Genomic DNA, 12,108 nt, shown 5'->3' on the forward strand with positions numbered 1-12,108 from the left:
TCCGGGTGCCTCAACGCAGCGGACGCAGGCCGATGATCTCGCGCGCCTCGGTCGGCGTGGCCGGCTCGTAGCCCATCTCGCGAATCAGGCGGACCAGCCGCTCGACGAGCTGCACGTTGGTGGCCAGCGCGCCGTGCTCGTAGTAGAGGTTGTCCTCGAGCCCGACACGCACATGGCCGCCCAGCAGCAGCGAGTTCATCGCCGCCGGCAGCTGCGCCGCGCCGATCGCGCTGACATTGAACACCGTCTTCGCCGGCAGGTGGTCCACCATCGTCTGCAGCAGCTTCGGGGTGTAGGGCAAGGCGCCCTGGAAGGCATTGGCGCCGATGACGATGTTGATGAAGTGAGGTGCGTCGTCGAGGCCCTCGTCGAGCGAGCGCTGGACGTCCTGGACGATGTCCGCCAGGCCGAACACTTCCCATTCGGGCTTGATGCCGCGTTCCTTCATCATGGTTGCGATCTGGCGGATCCACGTGGGTGGGGTCGCCACCAGGATCTCCTTGCCGCCGAAGCTGGCGACGACCGTCTGCGCGTCGAGCGTGCACATCTCGACGCCTTCGCCCTGCATGCCTTTCAGGCGTTCCTCCCACTGGATTTCCCACAGGCCGTTGGGCAGTTCGCGCACCATGTCCCCGTTGATGCCGCCGCCGGTGGAGTTGTTCAGGATGATGTCGCACTTGTCGCGGATCAGCCGGTTGATGCGGGTGTAGATCGACGGCTCGCAGGTCGCCTCGTCGTCGGGCCGGCGCGCATGCACCGCCACCAGGCTGGCGCCGGCGTTGTAGCAGCGGTAGGTGTCGTCGGCGATCTCCTGCGGCTGCGTCGGCAGGTTCGGGTTCATCTTCTTGGTTGCCATGCCGCCGGTCGGGGCGATGGTCACGATCACTTTGGGTTTGCTCATGTCTCGGGTCTCGGTAAAAGGACTTGTGGGGAGGGATGAAGTAGTCAGGCGTCGGTGCCGACGCGCACGGCGCTCTTCGGCAAGGCGATCAGGATCGTGAGTCCGCCGACGATGACCAGCGCGGTCAAGGCGCCCAGGCCCATCTGGATGCTGCCGGTGAGGCTCTTGATCCAGCCGATCACCGTGGGACTGACGAAGCCCCCCAGGACGCCGAGCGAGCTGATCACGGCAATGCCGGCGGCGGCCGCATCGCGGCTGAGGTAGGTCGGCGGAATCGACCAGAACAGCGAGCCGCCGCCGAAGATGAAGAAGGCCGCGAAGCACAGCAGCAACATCACCGGCGCGAAGGCCGTGCCGAGGAAGGAAGTGGCAAACAGCGCCGCGGCACCCACGACCAGGGTTCCGCCGACATGCCAGCGACGTTCCTTGAAACGGTCCGAACTGCGGCTGATCACCAGCACCCCGAGCGCGCCGAAGACGTAGGGAACGGCAGTGATCCAGCCGATCGCCCCGATCGAGGAAACGCCCAGGCCCTTGATCATCGTCGGCAGCCAGAAGGTGACGGTGTAGACCGCGCAGGCGCAGCAGAAATAGACGAAGGCCAGCACGTAGGTCTTCGGGTCCGACAGCGCGGCGGCCAGCTTGCCGTGGTGGCCTGACGTCGCGTCGGCCTGGTGGTCGGCGTCGAGCACCGATTGCACATGTGCCTTTTCAGCGGCGTTCAGCCAGGGCGCCTCCGCCGGCTTGTTCGGCAGCAGACGGTAGAGCAGGAAGCCGAGCGCGACGGTCGGCAGGCCCTGCACGATGAACAGCCACTGCCAGCCGTGCATCCCGGCCATGCCTTCCATGCCGCCCATGATCATTCCCGACAGCGGCCCGCCGAGCACGCCGGTGATCGGCATGCCGAAGAGAAACAGCCCGGTCACGCGGCCGCGGCGGTGGCTCGGATACCAGTAGGTGAGGTACAGGATGATGCCGGGGAAGAAACCGGCCTCGAACATGCCCAGCAGCAGGCGCACGCCGTAGAACTGCCAGGGCTCGGTGACGAAGGCCGTGGCCGAAGAGGCCAGGCCCCACAGCACCATGATGCGCAGGAAGGTCAGGCGGGCGCCGATCTTTTCGAGCAGCAGGTTGCTCGGCACCTCGAACAGCAGGTAGGTGACGAAGAAGAGGCCGGCGCCCAGCCCGTAGATCGCATCGGAGAACGCCAGGTCCTGCTTCATCTGGAGCTGGGCGTAGCCGACGTTGATGCGGTCGAGGAAGGCGAAGACGTAGGCGACCAGCACGATCGGCATCACCCGCCAGCTGATCCTGCGATAGATGCCGTCTTCCGCGGATCGAAGCGTTGACGGGTGGATGTCCGCGACCCCGTGGGCCACCGACGCTGCGTGGTTCATTGCGTGTCTCCTTGTGATGGCGCCATGCCATGGCACGCATCATTCCGGGCGACCCGTTTTGCCGCAGTCGATCGGCCGACAGTTCGAATCAGGGAAAACCCGAGGAGGCGACGCGCCCCCTCGAAAACGCCTACGGAACCAGCCGTTGCAGGCCGGGCAGGTCGAGCACGACGATGCCTGCGTATTCGCTGCGCACCAGGCCGGCGTTCTTGAATCGCATCAAGGCGCTGTTGCAGCTCTGGCGCGAGACGGCGGCGAGATTGGCGAGCTCTTCCTGCGACAGCTGCAGGTGGCGCTCGCCGCGCGGGTTCGCCAGCGGATGCACCATGCCCATGAGTGCGCGGGCCACCAGGCTGTCGGTGTCCAGCAGGCCCTGCGCCGCGTAGTTGCCCATGAACCAGTGCAGTCGCTCATTCACCTGCAGCAGGAGGAAGTCGTTGAACGACGGTCGGTTGCGGCGCAGCCAGTCGAAGGTGTCGAACGGGATCTGCGCGACCCTGCTGTGGCGCAGCGCCACGAGGTCCGACTGGCGCGGCGTGTTGCGGATCAGCGTGCCCTCTCCGAACCAGCTGCCGACCGACTGGCCACCCAGGGACACCGTCCGCCCATCGTGCGCGGTGATCGCCCACTTGACCAGCCCTTCGAGAACGCCGTACCAGGCGTGCTGCTGTTCGCCGTGGTGGCCAAGCGAATCGCCCATCGCCACCGCGCGCTCCGATGCATCGCGGCGAACCTGCGCTTGCGCGGGCTCGTCGAGCTGGACGAACCATGCGGACTGTTCGAGCAGTTCGTCGAGCGTGAGCGACGTGGCGGGTGCGCGTTGCTGGCGGGTCATCCGTTCCTCCTGGGGCGCAGCGCCCTCATGCAGGGAAAACCCTTATATCGAGTGTCGGCACATCGACTGTGCGCATGTGCACGGCGAAGAACAATCATCCCTATCGAAGCGAGCAGTTTGAAACCCATGACCAAGACCATCGCCTATGGCGTCGACGTGCAGTTCGGCGACTGCGATCCCGCGGGCATTGTCTTCTTTCCGAACTACTCGCGATGGATGGATGCCGCGTCGCATCACTACTTCACCGCCTGCGGGCTGCCGGCCTGGCGCGCGATGACGGAACTGCCGGGCTGCATCGGCGCGCCGCTGCTGGAAATCCACACCCGTTTCCACACCGCGGTCACCTATGGCGAGCGCATCGGGATTCACACCAGCGTCGAGGAATGGCGCGGCAAGGTCTTCATCCAGACCCATCGCGTGATGCGGGGCGACACCCTGATCTGCGAAGGACGCGAGACCCGGGCGCTGTGCGTGAAGGAAGACAGCGGGAAGCTCAAGGCGGTGGTCGTGCCCGAGTTCATCCGTTTCGCCTGCGCCTGAGACAGGCCGCGGGTCAACGTATTCTTGTCATCACGGAGGCAACATGCAGTTCTATCTCAATGGCTACGCGCCCGGCGATCCCGACATCATCAAGGAGGCGCTCCCCGACACCGTCGACGTCCTCATCGTCGGCAGCGGGCCCGCGGGGGCCTTGCTGGCTGCACAGCTGTCGAACTTCCCCAGCATCAGCACCCGGCTGGTCGAGCGCCGCGATGGCCCGCTCAAGGTCGGCCAGGCCGACGGCATCGCCTGCCGCACGGTGGAGATGTTCGAGGCCTTCGGCCTGGCGCAGAAACTCATCCGCGAAGCCTACTGGGTCAACGAGACCGTCTTCTGGCGGCCGTCGAAGAAAGACCGCACGCGCATCGAGCGCACCGGCCGCGTCCAGGACACCGCGGATGGCCTGTCCGAGTTTCCGCATCTCATCGTCAACCAGGCCCGGCTGCAGCAGTACCTGCTCGACTACATGCGCATGTCGCCGACCCGGCTCGAGGCCAACTACGGGCTGGAGTTCGTCACCCTGAAGGTCGAGCCCGAGGGCGAGCACCCGGTCGTGGTGACCTTGCGCGACGTGGCCAAGGGCTCGGAGAGCACGGTCCGCGCCAAGTACGTGGTGGGCTGCGACGGCGCGCGCAGCGGGGTGCGGCAATCGATCGGCGCCATGCCGCAGGGCGACTTCGCCAACCACGCCTGGGGCGTCGTGGACATGCTGGCCGTCACCGACTTCCCGGACATCCGGCTCAAGGCCGCCATCCAGTCCGCGGACGAGGGCAACATCCTGCTCATCCCGCGCGAGGGCGGCTACATGGTGCGGCTCTATGTCGACCTCGGCGACATCGACCCGAACCATCGCGAAGCCGTCAAGGACTTCACCCAGGAGAAGGTCATCGCCACCGCCCAGCGCGTTCTGCATCCCTACTCGCTCGACGTCAAGCGGGTGGTGTGGTTCGCGGTGTACCAGGTCGGCCAGCGCGTCACCGACCGCTTCGACGACGTCCCCGCGGACCAGGTCGGCTCGCGCCTGCCACGCGTCTTCATCGCCGGCGATGCCTGCCACACCCACAGCGCGAAGGCCGGCCAGGGCATGAACGTCTCGATGCAGGACGCCTTCAACCTGGGCTGGAAGCTCGCCTCGGTGCTCGAAGGGCGTGCCGGCCCTGAATTGCTGCGCACCTACAACACCGAGCGCCATGCGATCGCGCAGCGGCTCATCGACTTCGACAAGGAGTGGTCGAAGATCATGGCGTCGCCGCCCAAGGATCCGGAGCATCCGGAACTCGGCGGTGTCGATCCGCAGGAACTCCAGGCCTACTTCGTGAAGTCGGGTCGCTATACGGCCGGCGTCGCGACCCACTACACCCCGACGACGCCGCTCACAGCCGCAGCGACCCACCAGGACCTCGCCAAGGGTTTCACGATCGGCATGCGCTTCCACTCGGCCCCCGTCGTGCGCCTGGCCGATGCCAAGCCGGTCCAGCTCGGCCATGCGGCGCGCGCCGACGGGGCCTGGCGCCTCTATGCGTTCGCCGATTCGACCGGCACCCGCCTGCGCGACCTCATGGCCTTCCTGGCGGATTCGCCGGACTCGCCGATCCGCCGCTTCACGCCCACCGGGACCGATGTCGACATCGACAGCGTCATCGACGTCCGCGCGATCTTCCAGCAGGGGCACCTCGAACTCAAGGTGGAGGCGCTGCCTTCGATATTGATGCCGCGCAAGGGCTGCTTCGGCCTCATCGACTACGAGAAGGCCTATTGCCCGGATCTCAAGAACGGCCCCGACATCTTCGATCTCCGTGGCATCGACCGTGCGCAGGGTGCCATGGTCGTCGTTCGTCCGGACCAGTATGTTTCGAACGTGCTGCCGCTGGATGCGCATGCCGAGATTGCGGCCTTCTTCGGACGCTTCCTGCGTGATCGAAAGCCGTCGCGGACGCCGTCGCTTCCAGAGAATTCCGCATATGGATAACTGAAATGCTTCTGGCCCGACAGGGCCGGAACGCACGCGGCGGGGGCACAGTCAGGGTGCTCTCCTCATTAATCATCATGGCCAACACACTCAAGATCGTCGCCGTCTCCGGCGGCCTGCAGCGTCCGTCCCGCACCCTGGCATTGGTCGAGCATCTGCTCGAAGGACTGACCGATGCGCTTCCGGCCGAAGCGCGCCTGATCCAGCTCGGCGACATCGTGCCGAAGTTCGGCAACGTGCTCCAGCGCAAGCATCTGCCGGCCGAGGTCGAATCGCATCTGCGCGACATCGAGACCGCCGACCTCCTGCTGGTGGCGAGCCCGATCTACCGAGGCTCGTACACGGGCCTCTTCAAGCACCTGTTCGACTTCGTGCACCACGAGTCGCTGATCGATGTGCCGGTGCTGCTTGCCGCCACCGGCGGCAGCGACCGGCACGCGCTCGCGATCGACCACCAGCTGCGCCCGCTGTTCAGCTTCTTCCAGGCGCACACGCTGCCGATCGGCGTCTACGCGACCGACAAGGAGTTCGACGACTACCGTGTCGCGAGCGCGTCGCTGCAGGCGCGGATCGACCTGGCGGTCGAACGCGCGCTGCCGGTGCTGCGCCAGCGCGCGAAAGGCGCTGCGGCAGTGCCGGTGCTCTCGCTGGCCTGAGCCTCTTCGGCGCCTCGCAGCGCCGAACGGCCGCGTCAGTGCTGGGCGTGTGCGAGCAGCTGCTCCATCGCCGACGCGGGGACCGCCTCGCCCTCGTCGGCCGCAGGAGTCCCCAGTGCTTCTTCCACCGCCGCGCGCGACAGGGTGGGGGAGAAGGCTTCGATGAAGGCATAGACGTAGGCGCGAAGGTAGCTGCCGCGCCGCACCGCGACCTTGGTCAGGTTGATTCCGAACAGCCGGCCGGCATCGACCGCGCGCAACCGGGTGTCGCGCTCCGTTTCGAAGGCGATGCCGGCGACGATCCCGATGCCCAGGCCGAGTTCCACGTACGTCTTGATGACATCGGCATCCATGGCGGTGATGGCCAGGTTGGGTTTCAGGCCGGCCGCCGCGAAAGCCTTGTCGATGCGCGTGCGGCCCGTGAAGCCGCTGTCGTAGGTGACCAGCGGATAGGCCGCCAGCCGCTCCAGGGTCAGCGGGCCGTCGAGAAAGGGATGCCCGGGCGGCGCGATGATCGAATGGGTCCAGCGGAAGCTCGGCAGGGCGACCAGTTGCGGATAGTCGCTGAGTGCCTCGGTCGCGATGCCGACGTCGGCCTCGCCGTCCAGCAGCATCTGGGCGACCTGCTTGGGCGAGCCCTGCCGCAGGTGAAGCTGCACATTGGGAAAGCTGCCCCTGAACTCCTGCACCGCCACCGGCAACGCATAGCGGGCCTGCGAATGGGTGGCGGCGATCGACAGCAAACCCTCGTCCTGCGCCAGGAACTCCTGGCCGGCCTGGCGCAGGTTGTGGCTTTCCAGCAGCATGCGCTCGATGATCGGCAGCAGGTGATCCCCGGGGGCCGTGAGTCCTGTCAGCCGTTTGCCGACGCGGGCGAACAGCGCGACGCCCAGTTCGTCTTCGAGTTCACGGATCTGGCGGCTGACGCCCGGCTGCGAGGTATGCAGCGCATGGGCTGCTTCGGTGAGATTGAAGCCGCAGCGCACGGCTTCGCGCACGGAGCGCAACTGTTGGAAATTCATGGCGTCCAGGCAAGCAAGCAAGAAGGAGGTGCCCGATGGCACTCGGCGGCCGATTGTGCGATCGCCGCCCCGGATCTCGAACGAATGAATCGTTGATTTCAAATAAGCGAATGATCTGAGGCGCCGCCAGGCCAGGGACGGCGCTTCAGATGAGTTATTCATAAGCAAGCAAGAAATCAGTCGTTCCCCGTTGATTGCGCGATCCCTAGAGTGGCGGACTTGTTCACTTGTCCGTCGCTTCCAATGGCCGTCGCAACAGCCCCCACGGCACCCACCCAGACTTTCGAGGTTCGCCGCTTCGACGCACCCGTCGGCGCCGAGATCATCGGCCTCGATATCTCGAAGCCCATCAACGAGGTCGATTTCGCGCGCATCCACCGCGCCCATCTCGACCACCACGTGCTCGTCTTCCGCGACCAGCAGGTGGCGCCGGCGGACCACGTGGCCTTCAGCAGCCGCTTCGGGCCGCTGGAGATCCACGTGCTGCACCAGTTCCAGCTCCAAGGCCAGCCGGAGATCCTGATCGTCTCCAACATCAAGGAGAAAGGCGAGCCGATCGGGCTCGGCGATGCAGGCGTCTACTGGCACTCCGACATCTCCTACAAGGACAAGCCCAGCCTCGGCTCGCTGCTGCATGCGCAGGAACTGCCGAGCGAAGGCGGCGACACGCTCTTCGCCGACCAGCACCTGGCGTGGGAGGCGCTCGCTCCGGCGTTGCAGACGCGCATTCTGGGGTTGAAGGCCGAGCACAGCTATCTCGCCAAGTACGAGGAACTGCGCGCGAAGAACCCGTGGCGCCCCAAGCTCTCGCAGGCGCAGATCGACCAGGTCGCGCCCGCCATCCAGCCCGTGGTCCGCACCCACCCGGAGACCGGCCGCAAGGCGCTCTTCGTCAGCGAGCATTTCACGACCCGCATCGTCGGTCTGCCGCAGGACGAAAGCGAGGCCCTGCTGGCCGAACTTTTCGCCCACAGCGTCAAGCCCGAATTCGTCTATCGCCACCAGTGGGCGCCGCACGACCTGGTGTTCTGGGACAACCGCTCGCTCATGCACCTGGCGGCCGGCACGCCGGACGCGCTGCGCCGCAAGCTCTATCGAACCACCATCCAGGGCGACACGCCTTTCTGATCCGCACCATGAAGAACATCACTCGCAAGACCGCCGCGGTCCTCGCCGGCCTCGGCCTGCTGGCCGGCAGCCTGGCCGCCCGCGCCGAAGGCCAGATCCGCATCGCCGAACAGTTCGGTGTCGTCTACCTGCTGCTCAACGTGGCGCAAGACCAGAAGCTCATCGAGAAACACGCCAAGGCCGCCGGCATCGATGCGAAGGTCGAGTGGGTCAAGCTCTCGGGCGGCTCCGCGGTGAACGATGCGCTGCTCTCGGGCAACATCGAGATCGCCGGCGCCGGGGTCGGTCCGCTGCTCACGATCTGGGACCGCACCAAGGGCCGGCAGAACGTGAAGGGCGTGGCGTCGCTCGGCAACTTCCCGTACTACCTGGTCAGCAACAACCCCGCGGTGAAGAGCATCGCCGACTTCACGGACAAGGACCGCATCGCGCTGCCGGCGGTCGGCGTGTCGGTGCAGTCGCGCGTGCTGCAACTGGCATCGGCCAAGCTGTGGGGCGACAAGGACTTCGCCCGCCTCGACAAGATCAGCGTGGCGCTGCCGCATCCCGATGCAGCCGCGGCGATCATCAAGGGCGGCACCGAGATCACCGGCCATTTCGGCAACCCGCCGTTCCAGGAGCAGGAGCTCGCCGGCAACCCGCAGGCGCACATCGTGCTCAACTCCTACCAGGTGCTGGGCGGGCCGGCCTCGGCCACGGTGCTGTACGCCACCGAGAAGTTCCGCGCCGAGAACCCGAAGACCTACCAGGCCTTCATCGAGGCGCTGAACGATGCCGCGCAGTTCGTCGCGGCCCATCCCGAGCAGGCGGCCGACATCTACATCAAGGTGAGCAACGCCAAGATCGACCGCGACCTGCTGATCAAGATCATCAAGAACCCCGAGGTCCAGTTCAAGACCACGCCGCAGAACACCTACCAGCTCGCCGAGTTCATGCACCGGATCGGCGCCATCAAGAACAAGCCCGCCTCGGTGAAGGACTACTTCTTCGACGACGCCCAGAACGCGGCGGGGAACTAAGCGCATGACAACGACGATGCTGCGCGCCGGTCCGGCCTTCGCGCGGCCCGTGACCGCGCCGCAGCCCGCGCCCGGGCGCGCCGCGGAGGCCGCGTCGCTGGCTGCGCCGCTGCTGCAGGTCGACGGCGTGAGCCTCGAATACCGCACCCGCGAGCGCGTGGTGCGCGCCACGCACCGCGTGAGCTTCGACCTGCACGAGGCCGACCGCTTCGTGCTGCTCGGCCCTTCGGGTTGCGGCAAGTCGACGCTGCTCAAGGCGATCGGCGGCTTCATCCGGCCGGTCGAAGGCGAGATCCGGCTCGACGGCCGAGGCGTGAGCGTGCCGGGGCCCGACCGGATCGTGGTGTTCCAGGAGTTCGACCAGCTTCCGCCCTGGAAGACAGTCCATCAGAACGTGATGTTTCCGCTCCTGGCCTCGCGCACGCTGGGCCGGAAGGAAGCCGCCGAGCGCGCGCTGCACTACCTCGACAAGGTGGGCCTGGCCAGGTTCGCCGACGTCCATCCGCACCAGCTCTCCGGTGGCATGAAGCAGCGCGTGGCGATCGCCCGCGCGCTGGCGATGCAGCCGCGTGTGCTGCTGATGGACGAGCCCTTCGCCGCCCTGGACGCGCTCACGCGCCGCAAGATGCAGGAAGAGCTGCTCGCGCTGTGGGACGAGGTGCGTTTCACGCTGCTCTTCGTCACCCATTCGATCGAGGAGGCGCTGGTGGTGGGCAACCGCATCGCGCTGCTGTCGCCCCATCCGGGCCGCATGCGTGCCGAGATCAACAGCCACGGCTTCACGCTCGAAAGCCTCGGCGGCAGCGAGTTCCAGGCGGCGGCGCAGCGCATCCATCGGATGCTGTTCGAGGAAGAGGGCGCAGGCGCATGAGCGGTTTGCTGAATCCGCCGGTCCGCGGCGAATACGAGCGCAGGCTGGAGCCGTTCACCGAGCTGCCGGTCGAACGCGCGCTGCCTTTCGCGACCCGTGTCTGGGCGCAAGGCGGGGTACGCAAGGGACTGATCCTGGCGGTGCTCGCCGTGCTGTGGGAGTTGTTGGCGCGCTGGCAGGACAACGACCTGCTGTTGCCGACCTTCAGCGCCACCGCGCGCGCGCTGGTGGACGGGCTCGCGAGCGGCGAGCTGATCGACAAGGTGCGCATTTCCTTTGCCGTGCTGCTGCAGGGCTACCTGGCCGGCGTGCTGCTGGCCTTCGTCCTGACCACGCTCGCGGTGTCGACCCAGCTCGGGCGCGACCTGCTGGACACGCTGACCTCGATGTTCAACCCGCTGCCCGCGATCGCGCTGCTGCCGCTGGCGCTGCTGTGGTTCGGGCTGGGTCGCGGCAGCCTCGTCTTCGTCCTGATCCATTCGGTCCTGTGGCCACTGGCGCTGAACACCTATGCCGGCTTTCAGGGGGTGCCCGAGACCTTGCGCATGGCGGGCCGCAACTATGGCCTGCGCGGCCTGCGCTACGTGCTGCAGATTCTGGTGCCGGCCGCATTGCCCGCGATCCTGTCGGGGTTGAAGATCGGATGGGCCTTCGCGTGGCGCACGCTGATCGCGGCCGAACTGGTGTTCGGTGCCTCGTCGGGCAAGGGCGGGCTCGGCTGGTACATCTTCCAGAACCGCAACGAGCTCTATACCGACCGGGTGTTCGCCGGCCTCGCCATGGTGGTCCTGATCGGGCTGCTGGTGGAAGGCCTCGGCTTCGCGACGCTGGAGCGGCTGACGGTCCGGCGCTGGGGCCAGCAGCGATAGCGACCGGCTCAGGTCGCCGGGATGAAGCGGGCGACCGACAACAGCAAATAGATCACCAGGCACAAGGCAACGACGTCGAAGCCCTCGCCCCGAACGATGCCCAGAACGCGCGCGGCCCAACGGGAATCGCGCGGGCGAGCCGCCGCGTAGGCGGCCGGGAAGCGATAGCCGCAGCATTTGCAGGCCTTGGAATGGAGCCGGTTGGCGGTGCTGCACAGGCCGCAGACCTCCACCGTCGAGTGGGTGGCGGTGACCAACGCCAGATCGACGAGGCTGCCGAAGCCCGCGACGGAAGGCGTCGGTCGCGGGGCCGCCTGGGATGCGCGCGGAGGGATCATGGTCATCTCCTTGGCTGGGTCAACGTGACGCGATCCTGTGAACCTGCTCGCGCGGCAGCGCATGGGCGTCGCCGTGCCCCGTCAAGGCATGAATCACCTGCCGGACGAAATCGCGTGCCGACTGCTGCTCGTCCGTCTCGGCCCGGATTCCGGCCTGCTCGAAGCCTTCCTGCCGAACCCACGACAGCAGTGCATGGTCCGAGGCGGACAGCTCGGGGTTGCCCTGCGCCTCGCGATGCGCCAAGGCCACCCGCAACGAAAAGCGCCACTCGACAGGGATGCCGAACAGGTCGTCGAGCAACCTGCTGGCGATCCGCGCCGCCCGCGGTCCCAGGGCGCAGGCCGCACTGTAGTGCGCAGCAAGGGCGGCCGAGACATCGGGAGGGGTCATGGGGGCGGGTAGAGCAAGCCTTGGGCCTGTTCGATTTCCAGGCCGCGGCCGCCGGCCATCCTCGGCGCGTTGGCCGGTGACTGGCGCCAGCCCTTTCCCGGGTCGGCAAGTTGTGCGCGGCGCAGGCCGATCTTGCGGCAATCCTTGCATGCGGACGCTGCTTTTGCTGGGT

At 66.8% G+C, this 12,108-nt stretch carries 13 protein-coding genes; 7 read left to right on the forward strand and 6 right to left on the reverse strand.

Annotated features, from left to right (window positions below; translation table 11 throughout):
- Positions 1–10: 10 nt before the first annotated feature.
- The 3 genes from QTI68_RS28540 to QTI68_RS28550 all read right to left on the reverse strand — a co-directional run bounded on the left by QTI68_RS28540 (position 11) and on the right by QTI68_RS28550 (position 3,133).
- A complete protein-coding gene (locus QTI68_RS28540) occupies positions 11–901 on the reverse strand; it encodes a beta-keto acid cleavage family enzyme (protein ID WP_286526520.1) in 891 nt (296 codons plus the stop codon).
- Between the two features lie 44 nt (positions 902–945).
- Complete coding sequence (locus QTI68_RS28545; protein WP_286526521.1) at positions 946–2,298, reverse strand: MFS transporter; 1,353 nt, start codon at positions 2,296–2,298, stop codon at positions 946–948.
- Between the two features lie 130 nt (positions 2,299–2,428).
- Positions 2,429–3,133, reverse strand: coding sequence for a Crp/Fnr family transcriptional regulator (locus QTI68_RS28550; RefSeq protein WP_286526522.1), 705 nt, complete (start codon positions 3,131–3,133; stop codon positions 2,429–2,431).
- Between the two features lie 126 nt (positions 3,134–3,259).
- Here QTI68_RS28550 and QTI68_RS28555 point away from each other — a divergent pair, with 126 nt between their 5' ends.
- From QTI68_RS28555 to msuE, 3 genes are all read left to right on the forward strand, one after another.
- Positions 3,260–3,673, forward strand: coding sequence for an acyl-CoA thioesterase (locus QTI68_RS28555; protein ID WP_286526523.1), 414 nt, complete (start codon positions 3,260–3,262; stop codon positions 3,671–3,673).
- A 43-nt stretch (positions 3,674–3,716) separates the two neighbouring features.
- On the forward strand, positions 3,717–5,642 hold the full coding sequence (locus tag QTI68_RS28560) for an FAD-binding monooxygenase (protein WP_286526524.1): 1,926 nt from the start codon (positions 3,717–3,719) through the stop codon (positions 5,640–5,642).
- A 77-nt stretch (positions 5,643–5,719) separates the two neighbouring features.
- Complete coding sequence (gene msuE, locus QTI68_RS28565) at positions 5,720–6,298, forward strand: FMN reductase (RefSeq protein ID WP_286526525.1); 579 nt, start codon at positions 5,720–5,722, stop codon at positions 6,296–6,298.
- Positions 6,299–6,333: 35 nt separating this feature from the next.
- On the opposite strand, the gene QTI68_RS28570 is transcribed toward msuE, so the two are convergent.
- The gene (locus tag QTI68_RS28570) at positions 6,334–7,320 is read right to left on the reverse strand and encodes a CysB family HTH-type transcriptional regulator (protein ID WP_286526527.1); all 987 of its coding nucleotides are present in this window, start codon (positions 7,318–7,320) and stop codon (positions 6,334–6,336) included.
- Between the two features lie 243 nt (positions 7,321–7,563).
- Between QTI68_RS28570 and QTI68_RS28575 the strand changes: the two genes are divergently transcribed.
- From QTI68_RS28575 to QTI68_RS28590, 4 genes are read left to right on the forward strand one after another with little or no spacing between them, the layout of a single operon-like run.
- Complete coding sequence (locus QTI68_RS28575) at positions 7,564–8,448, forward strand: TauD/TfdA dioxygenase family protein (protein ID WP_286526529.1); 885 nt, start codon at positions 7,564–7,566, stop codon at positions 8,446–8,448.
- A gap of 8 nt (positions 8,449–8,456) precedes the next feature.
- Entirely contained in the window at positions 8,457–9,467 is a 1,011-nt protein-coding gene (locus tag QTI68_RS28580; protein WP_286526530.1) for an ABC transporter substrate-binding protein, read from the forward strand.
- Positions 9,468–9,471: 4 nt separating this feature from the next.
- Positions 9,472–10,338, forward strand: a complete 867-nt coding sequence (locus QTI68_RS28585) for an ABC transporter ATP-binding protein (protein ID WP_286526531.1) — start codon at positions 9,472–9,474, stop codon at positions 10,336–10,338.
- Positions 10,335–11,207: an ABC transporter permease gene (locus tag QTI68_RS28590; RefSeq protein WP_286526532.1), complete on the forward strand. Its 873-nt coding sequence runs from the start codon at positions 10,335–10,337 to the stop codon at positions 11,205–11,207. The genes QTI68_RS28585 and QTI68_RS28590 overlap by 4 nt, the downstream gene beginning before the upstream one ends.
- A gap of 8 nt (positions 11,208–11,215) precedes the next feature.
- Here QTI68_RS28590 and QTI68_RS28595 read toward each other — a convergent pair whose 3' ends face one another.
- Positions 11,216–11,545, reverse strand: a complete 330-nt coding sequence (locus QTI68_RS28595; protein ID WP_286526533.1) for a hypothetical protein — start codon at positions 11,543–11,545, stop codon at positions 11,216–11,218.
- 19 nt (positions 11,546–11,564) lie between these two features.
- Positions 11,565–11,846 carry a hypothetical protein gene (locus QTI68_RS28600; protein WP_286526534.1) on the reverse strand — a complete coding sequence of 94 codons (282 nt, stop codon included), beginning with the start codon at positions 11,844–11,846 and terminating at the stop codon, positions 11,565–11,567.
- Positions 11,847–12,108 lie beyond the last annotated feature (262 nt).

It is taken from the genome of Variovorax sp. J31P207 (assembly GCF_030316965.1).
Lineage (GTDB): Bacteria > Pseudomonadota > Gammaproteobacteria > Burkholderiales > Burkholderiaceae_C > Variovorax > Variovorax ginsengisoli_B.